This window comes from Flavobacterium sp. ACAM 123 (genome assembly GCF_000264055.1).
Classification (GTDB): domain Bacteria; phylum Bacteroidota; class Bacteroidia; order Flavobacteriales; family Flavobacteriaceae; genus Flavobacterium.
In genome coordinates this window covers 1-19,190 of record NZ_AJXL01000071.1, presented here as the reverse complement: position 1 = coordinate 19,190, position 19,190 = coordinate 1, and the positions used below count along the sequence as shown (strand labels likewise).

General features: G+C 35.8%; 13 protein-coding genes. 10 read left to right on the top strand and 3 right to left on the bottom strand.

Annotation, left to right across the window (positions count from 1 at the left end):
• Positions 1-333: 333 nt before the first annotated feature.
• The 5 genes from A3SG_RS0112745 to A3SG_RS0112730 are packed head-to-tail and all read left to right on the top strand — an operon-like array spanning position 334 to position 6,553.
• Positions 334-831: a GbsR/MarR family transcriptional regulator gene (locus A3SG_RS0112745; protein ID WP_016990409.1), complete on the top strand. Its 498-nt coding sequence runs from the start codon at positions 334-336 to the stop codon at positions 829-831.
• Between the two features lie 3 nt (positions 832-834).
• Complete coding sequence (locus tag A3SG_RS19840) at positions 835-1,629, top strand: efflux RND transporter periplasmic adaptor subunit (RefSeq protein ID WP_316945246.1); 795 nt, start codon at positions 835-837, stop codon at positions 1,627-1,629.
• On the top strand, positions 1,589-1,960 hold the full coding sequence (locus A3SG_RS22980; RefSeq protein WP_316945245.1) for a hypothetical protein: 372 nt from the start codon (positions 1,589-1,591) through the stop codon (positions 1,958-1,960). Before A3SG_RS19840 ends, A3SG_RS22980 begins: the two co-directional genes overlap by 41 nt.
• A 19-nt stretch (positions 1,961-1,979) precedes the next feature.
• A complete protein-coding gene (locus tag A3SG_RS0112735; RefSeq protein WP_016990408.1) occupies positions 1,980-5,138 on the top strand; it encodes an efflux RND transporter permease subunit in 3,159 nt (1,052 codons plus the stop codon).
• Positions 5,138-6,553 (top strand): efflux transporter outer membrane subunit, encoded by a 1,416-nt coding sequence (locus A3SG_RS0112730; RefSeq protein ID WP_029596798.1) that lies wholly within the window; start codon positions 5,138-5,140, stop codon positions 6,551-6,553. Before A3SG_RS0112735 ends, A3SG_RS0112730 begins: the two co-directional genes overlap by 1 nt.
• Positions 6,554-8,197: 1,644 nt before the next feature.
• Here A3SG_RS0112730 and A3SG_RS0112720 read toward each other — a convergent pair.
• Entirely contained in the window at positions 8,198-10,258 is a 2,061-nt protein-coding gene (locus tag A3SG_RS0112720; protein WP_016990405.1) for a S9 family peptidase, read from the bottom strand.
• A gap of 142 nt (positions 10,259-10,400) precedes the next feature.
• Here A3SG_RS0112720 and A3SG_RS0112715 point away from each other — a divergent pair, with 142 nt between their 5' ends.
• Both A3SG_RS0112715 and A3SG_RS0112710 read left to right on the top strand, forming a co-directional pair.
• Positions 10,401-10,721, top strand: a complete 321-nt coding sequence (locus A3SG_RS0112715; protein WP_016990404.1) for a YbaB/EbfC family nucleoid-associated protein — start codon at positions 10,401-10,403, stop codon at positions 10,719-10,721.
• Between the two features lie 79 nt (positions 10,722-10,800).
• Entirely contained in the window at positions 10,801-11,235 is a 435-nt protein-coding gene (locus tag A3SG_RS0112710; RefSeq protein WP_016990403.1) for a hypothetical protein, read from the top strand.
• 565 nt (positions 11,236-11,800) lie between these two features.
• Here the strand turns inward: A3SG_RS0112710 and A3SG_RS0112700 are convergent.
• Positions 11,801-12,826, bottom strand: coding sequence for a threonine aldolase family protein (locus A3SG_RS0112700; RefSeq protein ID WP_016990401.1), 1,026 nt, complete (start codon positions 12,824-12,826; stop codon positions 11,801-11,803).
• 90 nt (positions 12,827-12,916) lie between these two features.
• On the opposite strand from A3SG_RS0112700, the gene prfB reads away from it, so the two are divergent.
• Positions 12,917-14,027 (top strand): peptide chain release factor 2 gene (gene prfB, locus A3SG_RS0112695; RefSeq protein WP_157485458.1). Its coding sequence is split into 2 segments (ribosomal slippage): positions 12,917-12,979 and positions 12,981-14,027, totalling 1,110 coding nucleotides; the frame shifts between segments, so codons are not numbered across the junction.
• A gap of 863 nt (positions 14,028-14,890) precedes the next feature.
• Here the strand turns inward: prfB and A3SG_RS19835 are convergent.
• Positions 14,891-15,802 carry a phospholipase A gene (locus A3SG_RS19835; protein WP_016990397.1) on the bottom strand — a complete coding sequence of 304 codons (912 nt, stop codon included), beginning with the start codon at positions 15,800-15,802 and terminating at the stop codon, positions 14,891-14,893.
• A gap of 185 nt (positions 15,803-15,987) precedes the next feature.
• Here A3SG_RS19835 and lpxD point away from each other — a divergent pair, with 185 nt between their 5' ends.
• Positions 15,988-16,986 carry a UDP-3-O-(3-hydroxymyristoyl)glucosamine N-acyltransferase gene (gene lpxD, locus A3SG_RS0112675; RefSeq protein ID WP_016990396.1) on the top strand — a complete coding sequence of 333 codons (999 nt, stop codon included), beginning with the start codon at positions 15,988-15,990 and terminating at the stop codon, positions 16,984-16,986.
• 153 nt (positions 16,987-17,139) lie between these two features.
• Entirely contained in the window at positions 17,140-18,768 is a 1,629-nt protein-coding gene (locus tag A3SG_RS0112670) for an acyl-CoA carboxylase subunit beta (protein WP_016990395.1), read from the top strand.
• The last annotated feature ends 422 nt before the right edge of the window (positions 18,769-19,190 follow it).

Sequence of the window (19,190 nt, the reverse complement as noted above, 5' to 3'; positions counted from 1 at the left end):
AAAAATTTTTAGTTAACTACCCGGAAAATCTATGTGACCAAAAAAAAAGTATTAATTATGGAAAAATAGTGCTAAAATCGAACTTGCAAGCCAATCTGCGCAAACTTAAAAGTCTAGTAAAAATAAAATTGTAGTATCATTATCCTGAAAAAGGATTGTTTTTTTGATTTCCAATATTCTGATAATCCAAATCGTAAACCCAAAAGTGGGTATCAAATTTAATACCAACCATCATACCGATGTTTTTCAATTAACAATCTATTAACTTCTGATAGTTCGGTTATTTACGAACTAGTTGTAGTTTTGCATTAATAGCAAACACAATTATACATAATGGAAGAAGAGTTAAAGAAAAAAAAAGCGCTTTTAGTCGAAAAATTGGGTATTCATCTCGAAAGCAAAGATAATTTGGCACCCGTGGAAGCTCGAATTTTATCTTATATTATGCTCACAGGTAAGCAAGGGTCCACTTTTGAGGATTTGGTTTCTAATCTTTCTGCCAGTAAAAGTACTGTTTCGACCCACCTCAATCATTTACAAGATTTAAAAAAAGTAGAATATTTTACCAAGACTGGTGATAGAAAAAAATATTTTATTCTCAACCGTGACACTATACTGCAAGGAGTTAATTCATTAGTCAATCATTGGGAAGAGCAAAAGCAATTGCATTTAGAGATTATGGATTTTAAAATCAATGCCAATAAAGCGCTTGAGGAAGACACAAAATTCATTTTGGATTTTCACGAAGATTACATTAAATTCCTAAATGAAGCAACACAATCCATATCAAAATTAAGAACTAATATTATACAAAAAACGACAAAATTTTAACTAATGAAAAAGAATAACTTGCAACTTATAAGCTCATTTTTTCTCCTTGCACTTTTAGTAAATTGCGGAAAAAAAGAAGAAGCACCACAAGGTCCTGCTGGCCCAGCGCAATTTGAGGTCACTACAATACCTCTTAAAACTGTCACGGGTTATACATCCTACCCCGCTAGTATTGAAGGAATTATAAACAGTGAAGTTCGAGCCAAAATTTCCGGATACATCACTGATGTATTGGTAGATGAAGGGAAGCACGTTTACCGAGGGCAAGACTTATTCAAATTAGAAACTCAATTGCTTAATCAAGATGCTTCAGCTGCGAAAGCAAATGTTAATGTAGCTCAAGTTGAAGTGGATAAGTTGAAACCATTGGTAGAAAAAAATATCATCAGTAGCGTGCAATTGGAGTCCGCAAAGGCAAAACTTCAACAAGCAAGAAGTGCGTACAACAGTATTATTGCAAATATAAATTACGGTGTAATAAAAAGTCCGGTGGACGGTTATGTTGGTTTAATTAATTTGCGAAAAGGTGCTTTAGTGAGTCCAACAAGTCAAGAACCTCTAACTACGGTCTCGCAGATTAGTAAAGTGTATGCATATTTCTCTATGAACGAAAAAGACTATTTGAATTTTCTGCAAAATGCAAAAGGAAAAACGATTGAAGACAAAATTAAATTTCTTCCAAAAGTGACTTTAGTTTTAGTCAACGGTAGCGATTATGAAAAGAAAGGAACCATTGAAACAATCAACTCGCAAGTAAATGCTAAAACGGGTTCAGTCACTTTTCGTGCCGTTTTTTGATAATCCATCTCGATTACTGACTAACGGTAACAGTGGGACAATTAAAATCCCTAAGACCTATACTGATGCAATTGCGGTTCCAAAAGAATCTACGTACGAACGACAAGGCACAACATATGTTTATAAGGTGGGCAAAGACAGTATGGCCGTTTCAACTCCTATTGCTATTGTAGCAGACATAGAGAACGTGTTTGTAGTTTCAGAAGGCGTAAAAGTTGGGGACAAAATTATTGCCACAGGGCTCGCAAAATTAAGAGGCGATACCAAGATAAAACCAATAGAAGTTCCTTTTGACCGTGTGTCAAAGCCTATTAAACAAGTATTTAGATAATCAAACAACGCTAGAACACATGTTAAAAACATTTATAGAAAGACCAGTCCTCTCCACCGTTATCTCCGTCATCATAGTGATTTTGGGTGTTTTGGGACTTACAGCTTTACCCATTACGCAATACCCAGATATTGCGCCACCAACGGTAACAGTAAATGCAAATTATCCTGGGGCAAATGCAGAAACCATCTTGGAAAGTGTCATTATCCCGCTAGAAGAGCAAATTAACGGTGTGGAAGGCATGACCTATTTAACGTCAACAGCCTCCAATACAGGTGCAGCGTCCATCACCGTATTTTTTGACCAAAATGTTGATCCAGATATTGCAGCAGTAAACGTTCAAAATAGGGTTTCTAGGGCAAGTCCTTTATTACCGCAAGCCGTTTTGCAAACAGGTGTCACTACCCAAAAGCAACAAAATAGCGCCTTAATGTATATGTCGTTTTACAGCACAAACCCCGACTATAATGATACATTCATTCAGAACTATTTAAAAATTAATATTATTCCTGAATTGCAAAGGGTAAATGGCGTGGGTAATGTTAGCGTTTTTGGTGCTAAAGATTACGCTATGCGAATTTGGTTAAAACCAGAAAAATTAGCAGCTTATGGATTGATTCCTACAGATGTTACGGCCGCGCTTCAGGAGCAAAGTTTAGAAGCTGCTGCGGGTTCGTTAGGTGAAAATGCAGGAGAAGCTTTTAGTTATGTTATCAAGTACGGTGGACGATTTAAAACCGAAGAACAATACAGTAACATTATTATTAAAGCGCTCGGTAACGGACAGTTTTTAAGATTGAATGATGTAGCAAAGGTTGAACTTGGCGCACAATCCTATTCGGGTGGTGGTTCTACGATGGGAAATCCAGCAGTTAACCTAGGGATTTTTCAGACAAAAGGATCCAACGCACGAGATATTATTTTAGAAATTGAACAACGACTTGAGAAGGTCAAAGGCGATTTACCAAAGGGAATAGAGCTATTTGTTCCATACAACACCAATAATTTCCTGAATGCTTCGATAGAAAAAGTAGTAACTACACTGGCAGAAGCGTTCTTACTTGTGTTCTTAGTAGTATTTATTTTCCTTCAAGATTTCAGGTCGACCTTGATTCCGGCTATTTCGGTTCCAGTTTCGATTATAGGTACCTTTTTCTTTCTGAATTTATTTGGTTACTCTATCAATTTATTAACGCTATTTGCCTTGGTTTTAGCCATCGGTATTGTAGTAGATGATGCTATTGTGGTGGTTGAAGCCGTGCATGCTAAGATTGATGAAGGGGAACATGACCCGAAAAAAGCAACTGTTGAGGCGATGCATGATATTTCGGGAGCTATTATTTCAATTACGTTGGTTATGGCTGCGGTATTTATTCCCGTTACATTTGTTCAAGGGCCGACTGGTGTATTTTATGAGCAGTTTGGTGTCACTTTAATTGTGGCAATTGTTATCTCGGCAATCAATGCATTAACCCTAAGTCCAGCATTGTGTGCCTTGTTTTTAAAAGGACATGATGATAAACAAGGTAGTAAAAAGAAGGGATTTCTTGGACGCTTTTTTGACGGATTTAATCGAGGATTTAATGCAACAGTAAAGAAATACGGAAAATCACTCTATTTTCTATACAGAAATAAATGGATAACAGCAGTGGCTCTTTTGGCAGCAGTTGGAGCTATTTATTATTCGTCATCCGTTTTACCTACTGGATTTGTACCTGATGAAGATCGAGGAATTATCTTTTTGAATGTAGAACTTCCAGCAGGTTCATCCATTGACCGGACCCATCAAGTTAACAAAAAATTGTATGAAAAAATAACGAAGATTCCTGGGGTAAAAGGCGGTTCTGTGATTGAAGGACGAAGCTTTTTAGGAGGCGAAGGAAGTAATAACGGACTCGGATTTATTCGATTAGACGATTGGAACGAACGAATAGCGGATTCATTGTCAATAAAAAGTATTACTGGTCAGATGTTTGCAATTGCCGCCACTATACCAGAAGCCAATATCCTCTTTTTTGCACCTCCAAGTATTCCTGGTTTTGGAAGTTCTGCAGGTGTTGAGGTCAATCTTTTGGATCGCTCTGGTGGAAGTTTTTCCAAATTAGATGAAACAACGCAAGACTTTATTGCCAAGTTGACGCAGCGTCCCGAAATTCAATATGCACAATCGTCATTTAATACCAACTATCCACAATACGAAATTGAGTTGAACACGGCTTTAGCAAAAGAATTGGGCGTGCCAATTAGCAGTATCTTTTCAACATTGCAGGGGTACATAGGGGGCATTTTCGCAGCTGATTTTTCAAGATTTGGAAAACAATACCGCGTCTACGTACAAGCATTACCAGAGGATCGTGCGGAGTTAAAGGATTTGGATAAATTATATGTGCGAACTGGAACGGGAGAAATGACGCCTATAACTGCGTTTGTAACCTTAAAGAAAGTGTATGGACCGCAATCAGTAACTCGTTTTAATTTGTATAATTCAACAAAATTAACCGCTGCACCCAATCCAGGATTTAGTTCAGGTGATGCCATTAAAGCAGTAGAAGAAGTCGCTGCAACCTTACCCTCAAATTATTCGACAGCTTATTCTGGTTTGACACGAGAAGAGGTAGATGCTGGAAATCAAACAACAACAATCTTCTTACTGTCATTAGTGTTTGTCTATTTCCTATTGGCAGCTCAATATGAAAGTTATCTAATTCCTTTTTCTGTATTATTATCGCTACCATTAGGAGTATTTGGCGCTTATTTTACAACACAAATGGCAGGGTTAGAAAATAATATTTATTTCCAGATTGCATTAATTATGTTACTTGGACTTCTAGCAAAAAACGCCATTTTGATTGTGGAATTTGCCCTGCAACGAAGAAGAAACGGTGAAGATTTAGTAGATGCGGCTATTAACGGAGCTGAAGCACGTTTAAGACCTATTTTAATGACTTCATTTGCTTTTATTCTAGGTTTGACACCGCTTGTATTAGCAAATGGAGTTGGGGCGGCAGGTAACCGTTCAATTGGTACTGGAGCGGTAGGAGGTTTATTAGTAGGAACTGTTTTGGGTGTCTTTGTCATTCCAATACTATTCATCTTCTTCCAGTGGCTTCAGGAAAAAATATCAGGTGCACCCAAAAAAGAAAATCAAGAAAAAGAACTTAAAGAAGAATCAATATAATGATAGCAATTCTTAAACAACGAATCTTTAGAAATATGGCAGTGTTGATGGTTTCAGCACTTACCCTTCAAAGTTGCTTTGTAGCGAAAACCTATGAGCGACCACAAGTTAAAGAAACCGAAAATCTTTTTAGAACGGATGCCTTGCCTTCCGATAGTTTGTCTATGGCTGAGGTGTCTTGGAAGGAAATGTTCACAGATCCATATTTAGTCAAGTACATTGATGAAGGTTTAGCAAACAACATCGATATTCGCGTAGCTATACAGCAAATGCTTTCTGCGGAAGCATATGAAAAACAAGGAAAAGCGGGATATTTACCCACATTATCTGCTGGTGCAACTGCAACACATCAAGAATTAGCACGAAACAGTCAATTTGGTTCCTTTTTTAATGGAGCGATTGACCAGTATGCTGTAACCGCTGATTTGTCTTGGGAAGCGGATATTTGGGGGAAAATCAGAAGCAATAAGCGTGCTTTTGAAGCGAATTATTTGCAAAGTGTCGCAGCCCATCAAGCGGTTAAAACACGTTTAATTGCAGACATTTCGTCGACCTACTATCAATTACTTTCTTCAGATGCGCAATTGAAAATCACTAAAAAAAGCGTTGCTGTGCGAGAGACCAGCGTTACTACAATTCAAGCTTTAAAAGATGCGGGATATGTATCGCAGGTTGCCGTTGATCAAAACAGTGCATTATACAACAATGCTCGAGCGTTGCAAGTGGACATAGAAGCTGCTATTTTTAAAACTGAAAACACCTTGAGTATTTTATTAGGGAAAGAACCACAACAGTATGACCGCGGTGTACTTGACAACCAAAATTTAGATACAGAACTCAAGGTAGGAGTACCCGCTTCACTATTGCGCAACCGACCTGATGTGATTGCTGCAGAGTACAATTTGATTCAAGCTTTTGAACTTACTAATGTTGCTCAAAGTAATTTTTATCCTTCGTTGACACTTACGGCTACTGGTGGATTTCAAAGTTTGGATTTTGAAAAGTTATTCAGCGCCAATTCATTGTTTGCGACTGTTGTAGGCGGTTTAACACAACCGATATTCAAGAGAAGACAAATCAAGACCCAAAAAGAAGTTGCTCTTGCCCGACAAGAACAAGCTTTATTAATGTTTAAAAAGTCTTTATTAATAGCAGGAAAAGAAGTTTCTGATGCATTATACACGTACAAAGCTGAAACAAAAAAGTTTGAATTTCGCACGCTTGAAGTAGAAGCTTTACGAAATGCTGAAAGTAATTCTAATGAATTATTGATAAATGGCTATGCTACTTACCTCGATTTATTAACTGCTAGACAAAGTGCCTTGGGTGCCGAATTGAATGTGATTGATAGCAAACTACAACAGTTACTATCAGTAGTTACTTTATATGAAGCACTTGGCGGTGGATGGAAATAAGAGTTGAAAAAGTAGTTTAATCTTTTTGATTACTAATTACGGAAGTGAATTATAATACGTCTTGAATGAAATGGCTCCAAATCTGGTGTTTTTTCAGGTCGAGCGTTGTAATTCACTTTCGGTTTTCAGCTAAGAGTTGGACCGTTTAAATGGTTGTTTTCAACTTGAAATTTAATTTTTAGCTCCTTTTTAAATTAGTGCCGTTTTAGCTTTATAAATCTTGCAATAATAGCCTGATCTAGTCTAAAACGAATTTAGTACTTGGAAATCACTTCTAATTTTAAAAATGAAAACGCTTATTTTTAAGCAAGAACAGAAATTAGTAGATTATTCAAAGCAACTTAATCACCAAAAAATTATTTAAAAAACGGCTATTAATTAATTAATGAGTCTTAAACTTCGCAACTGGACAGTATGGAGTTTATTTTTAAGTTTTAAATGAAATTGTTTGCTGCATGAACACCTATAAAATGCTGATTAAGGAAGTCTTTGCTTATCTAATTAGAGAAATGAAGGTAAATGAATCATTGAAATAAGAGAGCGTTTGCATTAGGCATTAAGTGTTTTTTTGTAGAAACAACACTCATCCTTGCATAAATAAATCCTTAAACCACAGATGTAAGCACAAAACTTATAATCAAAGTATGTTTGTTTGTGTTTGCACAAACTGCGATTCAACACAAAAAAATGACATTAAATATTCAAAATTATCATGCACATATTTCTATTTTAGAATGTATGTTGAAGAGATCTAATAGAAATAATAAAATCAATATTGGAGATAAAATACTATTTAACTTTGAAAATTTTCAGAATATAGAAGCAGATGTTACTTCCAAAAACGGAAACGTAAATAAAATAACTTCTTACGTTTTTAGGTTTAAAGCTTTTTAATTTTCGCCCGCTCTTATGTCCATTAATAATAAGGAATCTTTAATTTAAAATTGTTATTCCAGAGCAGAGCAGGAAGTTAAAAACTTATATTCCCATTAACATAATGAATTACTATTTAATCGAATTAAATGCAGCACATTTAAACTACATGTAGTATACTGATTCATTATTTGCAATACAACCAGATCTGTATCCAATCGAAAAAAAGCCTTTTATGAACTGCTAGACAGGTAACGAAACAAAAAAAACTCCCGTATTTCTCTGGTAGTTTTTTTGTAAAAAATTATGATATGCTATCTTATAATTTATTAATAATGTACACTATCAAAATATCTCTTCCCATTCATCCACTAATTACAGGATATTTTGCTTGTAAAAGGAGATCTAAAGTCATGAAACATAGCAATACCGTTACCGTTTTCATCTAACGCACCTAGAGCTAACTACTGCCATATTACCTGTAAAATAGAAATATAATTACTAGCCAAGCGCGTTTAATGACTATTTCTTTAGCAACAGGTCTACTTTATTCATCGCTATCCTTGCTAGCTCATTGATGGTAATCAAATACGCAACAAATAGGATAAACTTCTCTCTTTTTTTACTTTATTTAGCTTCATCAGAAATACATTCTTAATCAACGCTAAAAAAATATGTTTGCTTCTATTTCTTTTTTGATAAAAAAAATAGTCAGTCGAAGAGAGAGTTATCAGACAACAGCAACTACCAAATTTCATATGACTTTTAGAATTATTCTTTAATCTTCTCTAAATCTAATAAAAAACTAAATTCCTTCGCTAATTCCTTAATGGCTTCAAACCTTCCAGATGCGCCTCCATGTCCTGCATCCATATTAGTATCTAAAAACAATAGCGTATTATTTGTTTTCAAAGTTCGCAGCTTAGCGACCCATTTAGCGGGCTCCCAATACTGCACTTGCGAATCATGCAAACCCGTTGATATATACATATTAGGATAGGCTTGAGGCTTTACATTGTCATAAGGAGAATACGATTTCATGTACTTATAATACCTTTTAACATTTGGATTTCCCCATTCATCATATTCTCCAGTTGTTAATGGAATGGTTTCGTCTAACATCGTAGTGGCGACATCTACAAAAGGAACTTGAGCAATCACACCATGATATAATTTGGGTGCCATATTTAAAATAACGCCCATCAATAATCCTCCAGCAGAACCACCTTCAGCATATAAATGTTTTGCAGAAGTATATTTTTGTTCAATTACATATTTAGAACAATCTATAAAATCCTTAAACGTATTTTTCTTTTTTAATAATTTCCCACCTTCATACCATTGTCTTCCTAAATCTTCACCTCCTCGAATGTGCGCTATAGCATACACAAAACCTCTATCTAATAAAGAAAGTCTTGTTGATGAAAAATAGGCATCCATGGAATGACCATAAGAACCATAGGCATATAACAACAATGGATTTTTTCCATCTTTTTTCAAACCTTTCTTATATACCATAGAAATAGGTATCTGGGTTCCATCTTTGGCAGTAGCCCAAACACGTTCTTCAATATAATTATCCTTATCAAAGCTACCACCAAGCACTTCCTGTTCTTTGCGGACTGTCTTTTCTTTAGTTTTCATATCGAAATCAATAATCGATGCAGGTGTCGCCATAGATTGAAACGCATATCGCAAAATATCAGTATCAAAATCAACGTTTGAAGTGGCATGAGCAGTATAGGTTTCACTTTCAAAGGGTAAATAATACTCTGCTTCTCCATTCCAAGGCATAATTCGAATTTTACACAAGCCATTACTGCGCTCAGAAACGACCAAAAAGTCTCTAAAAATATCAATATCCTCGAGCAAAACATCTTCCCTATGAGCAAGAACATCTTCCCAATTATCCATTGAAGTTTTGGACTCTAGCGTTTTCATCAGTTTGAAATTAATTGCTTTATCCTTATTGGTAACGATATAAAAGTGGTCTTCAAAATGAGATATACTGTACTCTAAGCCTCTTTTTCTTTTCTGAAAAACTTTAAACTTCCCATTTGGATTGTCTGCTAATAAAGTTCTAAATTCTGTTGTTAGCGTACTTGATGAGCATATCAAAATATATTTTTTTGATTTTTCTTTACCCACGGCTACATCAAAAGTATCATCTTTTTCAAAATAAACTACTTCATCTTCAGCTGTGTCGGTGCCTAATTTATGCTTTAAAACGGTATCGGAACGCAAAGTATTAGCATCTTGAGTAGTATAAAAAATCGTTTGATTATCATTTGCCCAAGTGGAATTTCCCGTTATATTTTCAATTTTATCACTCAATATTTCGCCTGTAATCAGATTTTTTACTTCTAAAGTATAAATTCTTCTACCGACTAAATCTATGGCGTATGAAGCAAGTTGATTGTCCTCACTGATACTCAATCCGCTTAGCTTGAAGTATTTTTTCCCTTTTGCTAATTCATTACAATCCAACATGATCTCTTCTTTTGCGGAAAGGCTTTCTTTTTTTCGAGAATAAATAGGATAATCTTTACCTGTTTCAAAACGAGTAATATAATAGTAGCCGTTATATAAATAGGGAACCGATTCATCGTCTTCCTTGATTCTGGCTTTCATTTCTTCAAATAATTCTTTTTGAAATTCCTGCGTGTGAGCAGTCATTTTTTGATAATAGTTATTTTCCTTGTGCAGATAGTCAATGACTTCAGGATTTTCTCGATCTTTTAACCAAAAATAATTATCAACTCTAATGTCCCCGAATTTTTCTAATTCTGTTGGTATAATTTTAGCAACTGGCGGCTCGATGTTTTCTATCATTTTGTGAGTTTTTCGTATTTGTAAGATGTTACAAAAATAAACAAAGCGGTTCTATAACGCATCGGTTTTTCGTCTTATTTAACATTGCTTATTCCTTCAAAATTCGTAATTTCGTTTTTCAATAATTTTTAAATTATAAAAAATGGACTTAATGGGAATGATGGGTAAACTTAAAGAAACCCAACAAAAAATGGAAGAAACTAAAAAACGCCTGGATACAGTTCTCGTTGATGAACAAAGTACAGATGGTTTATTAAAAGTGACGATAACTGCCAACAGAAAAATAACATCAGTCACTATTGCCGATGACTTACTGCAAGACAAAGAGCAATTAGAAGATTATATGATTTTAGTGATGAACAAAGCAATCGAGAAAGCGAGTAAGGTAAATGAAGCGGAACTTGATGCAGTTGCAAAAATGGATATGCCGATGATGCCAGGAATGGACGAATTATTCAAATAAAAATAAAATCAAAAATAAGATTAATGGCGCTTAGTTGCGCCATTTTTTAGTTTCCTGCAGCAGTGAACCGTAACCAACTATGGAGCGTAGTACAATCGTTGCTAATTTTAGTTATTTAACAATTAACTCAATAGGTGAAGTCAATAAAATCGGAAATAATACTGGCGCTATTACTTCTTATTCGAAATTTAATGGCTTTAATAGTAACGCTTTTTTAAATTTAAATACGGTCACTTCCAACGCAGACGATTTTTTCTTGATAGAACGTTTGTCACGAGATAAACTATTCATTTTAGATAAAAAAACAAAAACAACCCGCACAAAATCTCTAGTTTATCCCAGCGAGTTGAATGTCTCAGATCCCGCATTACTATTATTAGAATGGAATCAATCTAAAAAATTATTAGAACGAATATTAAAATCGAATAAGAATGATTCTAAATCAATATGTTATTTATTAAGCATCAGTCCAGTTACTTTCGACGTTCTGTATACCGGAATTTCGTTCAACTAAAGAAGCTCTTTTTCAACATGCACAAATAGAGCAAAATTCTACAGCTCTAGTTATAAATACAATACAGTAGAAATAAACTTAGACGGCCAAATTGCGAAAACTACATTTTTCAACACCACCAACACAGCGCTATCTTTCACAAGAGCATCAATGAAGAACAATACTGTTTTGTATGGTATAAGGTTTAAAAGCAGTTATTGTCGGAGTTACCCTTATTAAAATTGACTTATTTAACAACACTTACGCTGACCTTTTATCAGCCGAAGCTTATGGTTTAGATACTTTCTCTGGTCAAGGTTTTATTGATTCATCAAATAATCAATATGTGACTATTGCGAATTTGAATAATAAAGCAGGAATTTTGAAATATAATATTTTATCAGATTCATCAGAATTCGTAAGTATTATTGATGCATCTAATATGATTATTTTAGAAAAATTACCAAATTAAAAACTCTTTACTTTTAGTACATTAATTATTTTTGAGATGCATAATTTATTCGAATAGAAAAATAAAAGGTTTAGCATTATCAATGTGCTAAACCTTTTTATGTTTAATAAAAAACTACATTTTAAGCTTACTTAAGGTCTCTAAAACGTAAGTATGCATTACTTCCCTGTAATCAAGATGAGTCACTATTCTAAGTTTACCAGGTCCCAGAGAACTGATGGAAATATTTTTTTGCTTTAATTTCTCTATTAATGCCTGATCATTGCAATTTGGAGCCAAAGAAAAAATCAAGATATTAGTTTCAACAGGTTCTACCGCAGCAACCCAACTTGCCTTACTAAGGACGCTAGCAAGCTCTTTTGCTCTTCGGTGATCTTCCTCGAGGCGTTCGATATTATGATCTAAAGCATAAATTCCAGCAGCAGCAAGATAACCTACTTGTCTCATTCCTCCTCCTAACATTTTACGGACTCTTAAGGCTCTGGAAATGGTAGCTTTATCAGCTAATAAAACAGAACCTACTGGCGCTCCGAGCCCTTTAGAAAGACAAACGGAAATAGTGTCAAATAAGGGACCGTACAATTTTGGATCCTGTTTTTTGGCTACTAAGGCATTCCAGATTCGGGCACCATCCATGTGAAACTTTAAATTATTGGCAACGCAAACTTCTTTTATCTTTTGTAAATCTTCTATTTCATAACAAGCACCACCACCCTTATTGGTTGTATTTTCCACGCATACCAGACTGGTTAACGGACTGTTGTAAAAATCAGGATCATTGATTGCACCGGCTACTTGCTGCGCGTTAATCATACCGCGTTTGCCATCAAGTAAACAACAAGACACCCCGCTATTGAAAGAAACTCCTCCGCCTTCATAGTGATAAACATGTGCATATTTGTCCGCAATCAATTGCTCGCCTGGCTGTGTATGTACTTTTATAGCTGTTTGATTTGCCATTATTCCAGACGGAAAAAACAGACCTGCTTCCATACCGAATAGTGCTGCTGTTTTTGTTTCCAATGCTATAACCGTTGGATCTTGCCTATAGACATCATCGCCCACTTCGGCATCAAACATATACTGCAACATTTCATGTGTTGGCTTTGTTACCGTGTCGCTAATTAAATTTATTTCCATTGATTTATTTTTTATTTTAATACAGATTACGATTGAATAGTCAATACGTAAAAAATTTTCTTATTTTTGTCCCACAAAATTACATAATTTATGACAACTACCGAACAAATTAAAGGTATTGTGGAGCGCCTTGGTGCGTTGAGGAGGTATCTTTGACGTTGATGCCAAACTAATTGAAATTTCTAACGAAGAAGAAAAGACTTTTGCACCGGATTTTTGGAATAATGCAAAAGAAGCGGAACTAATTGTAAGAAATCTTCGAAATAAGAAAAAATGGATTGAAGATTACGATAAGGCGGTCACAATGACTGACGAATTGGAATTAGCCTATGAGTTTTATCGAGAAGGCGAGCTCACAGGAGAAGAACTAGAGGAACAATATTCAAACATTGCAAATCATATTGAGGCGATTGAGTTCAAGAACATGCTCTCCGATGAAGGGGATAGCTTAAGTGCTGTATTACAAATTACTTCAGGAGCAGGAGGTACCGAAAGTTGCGATTGGGCCGAGATGCTGATGCGCATGTACATGATGTGGGGTGAAAAATATGGGTACAAAATAAAAGAACTGAATTTTCAAAAAGGAGAAGCTGCCGGTATAAAAACCGTTACGCTGGAGTTTGAAGGAGATTATTCTTTTGGATACTTAAAAGGAGAGAATGGAGTACATCGCCTCGTGCGAATATCACCGTTTGACAGTAATGCTAAACGGCACACTTCTTTTGCTTCCGTATATGTATATCCATTAGTGGATGACAGTATCGAAATCGATATTAATCCTGCCGATATCGAAATCACAACGTCTAGATCCAGCGGTGCTGGTGGGCAGAACGTGAATAAGGTGGAAACCAAAGTACAGCTGTTTCACAAACCCACAGGAATTCAAATTCAGTGTTCAGAAACGCGTTCACAACAAGACAATAGACAACGTGCTATGCAAATGCTTCGTTCTCAGTTGTACGAAATTGAATTAAAAAAACAATTGGCGCAGCGTGCTGATATTGAAGCCGGAAAAATGAAAATAGAATGGGGTTCGCAAATTCGCAATTATGTGATGCAACCTTATAAATTAGTAAAAGACGTGCGTACTGGTTATGAAACCAGCAATGTCGACGGTGTGATGAATGGAGAAATCGACGAGTTCTTAAAAGCCTATTTAATGATGATGGGACAAAAAGACGAAAACGAAGACGAAGAATAAATCTATTCTTACAAAAAAATACAAATCCTACAGTAAGTAAAAGACTATACTGTAGGATTTTTTATGTTCGCACTGAAAAAAAATTAATACTGTTTTTATGCAAAAATTATTATTCCTTTAAGCTTTATTATTTTCAGTTACTTTTCACTCGCAAAAAAAAAGTATATTACACCGAAGACTCTAAGAATTATCTACCGCTGAAGGGGATAGATATTAAAGCGTGTATGATGATACTTAAGAAGGTACAACTAGAAGCACTTATTCTATTGCTGGAACAAAACGCAATTGCGATCAATTTTCTAATTTCAAAAAACGCATTTTAAACGGTACGTTTGAAAGCTGGTACAAAAATGGAAACAAAGAAAAAGAATTGTTTTACATAAAGGGAAAAATGAATGGAATTTAAAATCTCTATTATGAAAACAGTCAAATCAAGCATACCGAAAATTATAAAAACGATGAATTTATTAACGGAAAATATTTTGATGAAAACGGAAGTCATATTACTTTTTTTCCTTGTTATACAAAACCTGAATTCCCCGGACGGATAAACGAATTTTATAAATATGTTGGAAAAATTTTAAGTCCCCTAATAGTGCTAAAGGACAAATAAAAGTTGCCTATGTTGTTCAAATCGATGAGACTTTAAAAGATTGCAAAATAATCCACGGACTTAATTATAAAATATATAAGGAAGCCTTAAGAGTATTATTCAATAATACTTTGTGGATTCCCGGAAAAGTAGATGGTAAAATAGGTCGTGTTAAATTTAGCATTCCACTTACTATTAACTAAAATTCAAATAACTAGCTTTTACTATTTCACTCCTTTAATAGCAGTCACTGAAATGGAAGTAGTTTATTTTACAACCATTCGATTAAAGAAACACCGACACCAACAGTCGTTTGCAGATTGTTATAATCGATCAAGGTTTCACCATAGCCGTGGGAAATTAGTAAATAGCCTTTTAAGTTATTCCTGACTGGATAAGACCATGAAAAGGAAGCATTCCCTCTTGCTTTAGAATTAAAATTTAGATTATGACTGCCTATAAAAGAAAGAATATTACCGTTTTTAACATAAATTACGTTCACATCCCCCCTACCCACATATTCTGAAATATCTGGATTATCATCAATAGTAGCTGGCATGCGAAACCAAGGCCTTAAATAAACAGTCCAATTTTTACGTTCAAAACCTGCATGTAAAATAATTCGGTTCCAGCTCCTAGAAAAAGGATCGCTTTTCCCATTTGATTCATGATTCAAAGCGACTCCCATCATCCTGGCCTTAAATCCGAATAAATTAAACTTCACCGGAAAATTCAAGATAAGTTCGGGTTCATAGTTAACTTCTCTAAAGGGGCGGGAAAGGGTATTGTTATAAATTTGCCAATGTGACTTTTGAGTATAAGCCAACCATAAATCACCATGTCCCCAAAAAATACTTTGCAACACTTTAGTCTTAAAACTCAGTTGAAATTTAGCTTCAATATTGTTGTAATCTACTCCTGCCGGAGCGATATAATCCGGATCTATATTCCCTGATTCCGGCCTTTCATTAGGGTTGTTTGACCACCGTATAGGTAACACATACATAGGCTTGTAGGGGGTAACCAAAAAGGTACCTCTCGCCGAAGTGGTGTCCAGTTCCCATCTTTCCGTCATATCCCGAAGTTGAGTTTTACTGTTAAACAAGGCCTGAACCTGAGCATTTACCGAAAAACAAGAAAAAACAAGCAGGAAAATCGAGAAGTTAATGTGAATATTTTTCATGTTCTGGAATCATAACTTAAAATGCAAATATAGTAGCTTATCTTTTTATTCCGTTATACATTTACTTTAAAAAGTTATATAAATGCTACTTTTAATCGTGTTAAAGTATCTGCAAAGATTTGGAATTTTAAGACTAAATCACTTTATTTGAAAATTATACTACTACCAAATTTATCAGTCCCATTATGAAATCCTATACAGTCCAAGAGATCAATGAAGTCCTCAAAGGGGTATTAATTGGTAATACCGCACAGACAATTACAGCACCTGAACAACTTGGGGTCGCGAGTGATTCAGAAATTACATTTATCGGAAACAAAAAATATGAAAAACTTTGGTATTCATCTAAAGCTTGCGTTGCAGTTGTAAACGAGGATATTTCAATCGAACCTGGAGATAACAGAGCTTTCATTAAAGTCAAAAATGCAGATTTAGCGATGTCTCAGGTTTTAGAACTTTTTGCTCATCCAATGCCTGTATTTCATGTTGACATTCATCCAACGGCAGTTGTTGATGAATCAGCTACCATTGGAGCTGGGGCAAGAATAGGAGCTGGCTGTTATGTAGGACCAAACGTGAAAATTGGAGAAAACACAATCCTTTATCCTAACGTAACTATTCTAGATGAATGTACTATAGGTAAGAATACCACTCTATGGTCTGGAACCGTGGTCAGAGAGCGTTGTCACATCGGTACTGATTGCATCATACATCCCAATGCGACTGTTGGAGCAGATGGGTTTGGATTTCGCCCTTGTCCTGAAAGAGGTTTGGTCAAAATACCGCAAATAGGAAATGTAATAATAGGAAACAATGTTGAAATTGGAGCCAACTCTTGCGTGGACCGCGGTAAATTTAGTTCGACAGTATTAGGCGATGGTTGCAAAATAGACAATTTAGTCCAAATAGGCCACAACAGCAAGCTGGGACGCTTTTGTATTATGGCAGGACACAGCGGATTAGCTGGTTCTGTAACTTTGGGTGATGGAGTTATTATTGGCGGAAGCGCCTCCATAAAAGACCATGCAACACTAGGAAGTGGAGCCATCGTAGGAGCTGGATCTGGCGTAACCGGTGATGTGCCTGCCGGTAAAACTGTGCTAGGCTATCCTGCAGTTGAAGCCCGAGATGCGTTAAAACAATGGGCTATTTTAAAACGATTAGTCAACGATTCAAAAAAATAAACAAGTAGATATTATCATATTCGTAAAAAACAGGAGTTCGCTTCTGTTTTTTTGATTTTATGTCGAAAATTAATCGCGAAGGAAGTAAAATAATAAATTTTATTTCGTTCGATTTTGTATTTTAGCACAAACTATTTATAACACAATTACAACATGGATTTAAACTTCAATAAAAACGAAGATCACAATAAACTTTTATTGTCTCAATTAAAACAAAACTTTGCTAAAGTAAAATTGGGAGGAGGCGAAAAAAGAATTCAAAAATTGCATAGCGAAGGGAAAATGACCGCGCGGGAACGCATTGATTATTTATTAGATCCTAAAGCAAAGTGTATTGAAATTGGAGCTTTTGTTGGTGAAGGAATGTACGCTGATCATGGCGGGTGTCCCTCTGGAGGTGTTGTAGTAAAAATAGGGTATATTAGAGGGAAACAATGTATTGTCGTTGCTAATGATGCTACTGTAAAAGCAGGAGCTTGGTTTCCTATTACGGCCAAGAAAAATCTTCGCGCACAAGAAATTGCCATGGAAAACCGCTTGCCCATCATCTATTTAGTAGACAGTGCCGGTGTTTATTTACCATTACAAGACGAAATATTCCCAGACAAAGAACATTTTGGACGCATTTTTAGAAATAACGCACAAATGAGTAGCATGGGAATTACCCAAATTTCTGCTATAATGGGAAGCTGCGTTGCAGGAGGTGCTTATTTACCTATAATGAGTGATGAAGCAATCATTGTAGAAGCAACGGGCAGTATCTTCCTAGCAGGTAGCTATCTCGTAAAAGCAGCCATTGGAGAAAGTATTGACAATGAAACTTTAGGAGGGGCCACAACCCACTGTGAAATTTCAGGAGTGACAGATTACAAAGCCAAAGACGATAAAGACGCCTTAGACAAGATAAAAAACATAGTTGATAAAATTGGAGATTTTGATAAAGCCGGTTATAGCCGAGTGAAACCTGCGAAACCAACCTTGGACGAAAAAGAACTATACGGTGTTTTACCAAAAGCCAGAAATGAGCAATACGACATGATGGAAATCATCAATCGTCTTGTGGACAACTCAGAATTTGAACCTTATAAAGACGGTTACGGTCAAACGATTATTACTGGTTATGCTAGAATTGACGGTTGGGCAGTAGGAATTGTTGCCAACCAACGAAAAGTAGTAAAAACTAAAAATGGAGAAATGCAGTTTGGTGGTGTTATCTACTCTGATAGTGCAGACAAAGCAACCCGTTTTATTGCCAATTGCAATCAGAAAAAAATCCCCCTAGTTTTTGTTCAAGATGTTACCGGTTTTATGGTGGGTTCTAAATCAGAGCAAGGCGGAATCATAAAAGACGGTGCCAAAATGGTTAATGCCGTAAGCAACTCTGTAGTGCCAAAATTCACCGTTATCGTGGGGAATTCTTATGGTGCTGGAAATTATGCGATGTGCGGAAAAGCATATGATCCAAGATTAATATTTGCTTGGCCAAGTGCTGAATTAGCTGTTATGGGAGGTAAGCAAGCCGCAAAAGTATTGGCACAAATCGAAGCTTCTTCGTTGAAAAAAAGCGGCGAAATCGTCGATGAAGCTAAAGAGAAGGCGCTTTTTGACAAGATAAAAGCCAGATACGACGAGCAGGTTTCTCCCTATTATGCTGCTTCTAGGTTGTGGACCGATGCGATTATCGATCCTCTAGACACGCGAACTTGGATCTCTATGGGTATCGAAGCGGCAAATCACTCCCCTATAGAAAAGAAATTTAATTTGGGGGTAATTCAGGTATAATTTATTATTTGTTTTTTAGGAGCAGAAAGCCTTCGTTTTCATAACCAGATCCCTCCTGCTCTTGGCTATATCTCCCCGACCCATCCCGAAGCTTCGGGATGGGGACTGCGAGGATGCCGCTGCGATCAGGGCTAAAGAGATCGTATGTTTCATCTCGATAATGTCGAGATAGATTACTTAGAAAAAATTCCTGCTGGCGCGCATATTTTCCACACATAGGATAGCGCGGATTTTTAATCCGCGCACGCAAAGAAATTCAAGTAACACAAAAACTGCAAATAGTAAAAAGTTAGTAGTTTTGTTTTTTAATGCATTTTTAAAATATCTATAAAACACAAAATTTTGGCAGCTCAGATTTATAGAATAAATTAGAAATTGTTTTGATGTATTGTGGGCACGGATTGCAAATCCGCGCTATCGGG

Bases quoted from the DNA above. Each gene is read 5' to 3' on its own strand.
- A3SG_RS0112745 (WP_016990409.1), top strand. From the start codon at position 334: ATGGAAGAAGAGTTAAAGAAAAAAAAAGCGCTTTTAGTCGAAAAATTG.
- A3SG_RS19840 (WP_316945246.1), top strand. From the start codon at position 835: ATGAAAAAGAATAACTTGCAACTTATAAGCTCATTTTTTCTCCTTGCA.
- A3SG_RS22980 (WP_316945245.1), top strand. From the start codon at position 1,589: ATGCTAAAACGGGTTCAGTCACTTTTCGTGCCGTTTTTTGATAATCCA.
- A3SG_RS0112735 (WP_016990408.1), top strand. From the start codon at position 1,980: ATGTTAAAAACATTTATAGAAAGACCAGTCCTCTCCACCGTTATCTCC.
- A3SG_RS0112730 (WP_029596798.1), top strand. From the start codon at position 5,138: ATGATAGCAATTCTTAAACAACGAATCTTTAGAAATATGGCAGTGTTG.
- A3SG_RS0112720 (WP_016990405.1), bottom strand. From the start codon at position 10,258: ATGATAGAAAACATCGAGCCGCCAGTTGCTAAAATTATACCAACAGAA.
- A3SG_RS0112715 (WP_016990404.1), top strand. From the start codon at position 10,401: ATGGACTTAATGGGAATGATGGGTAAACTTAAAGAAACCCAACAAAAA.
- A3SG_RS0112710 (WP_016990403.1), top strand. From the start codon at position 10,801: ATGGAGCGTAGTACAATCGTTGCTAATTTTAGTTATTTAACAATTAAC.
- A3SG_RS0112700 (WP_016990401.1), bottom strand. From the start codon at position 12,826: ATGGAAATAAATTTAATTAGCGACACGGTAACAAAGCCAACACATGAA.
- A3SG_RS19835 (WP_016990397.1), bottom strand. From the start codon at position 15,802: ATGAAAAATATTCACATTAACTTCTCGATTTTCCTGCTTGTTTTTTCT.
- lpxD (WP_016990396.1), top strand. From the start codon at position 15,988: ATGAAATCCTATACAGTCCAAGAGATCAATGAAGTCCTCAAAGGGGTA.
- A3SG_RS0112670 (WP_016990395.1), top strand. From the start codon at position 17,140: ATGGATTTAAACTTCAATAAAAACGAAGATCACAATAAACTTTTATTG.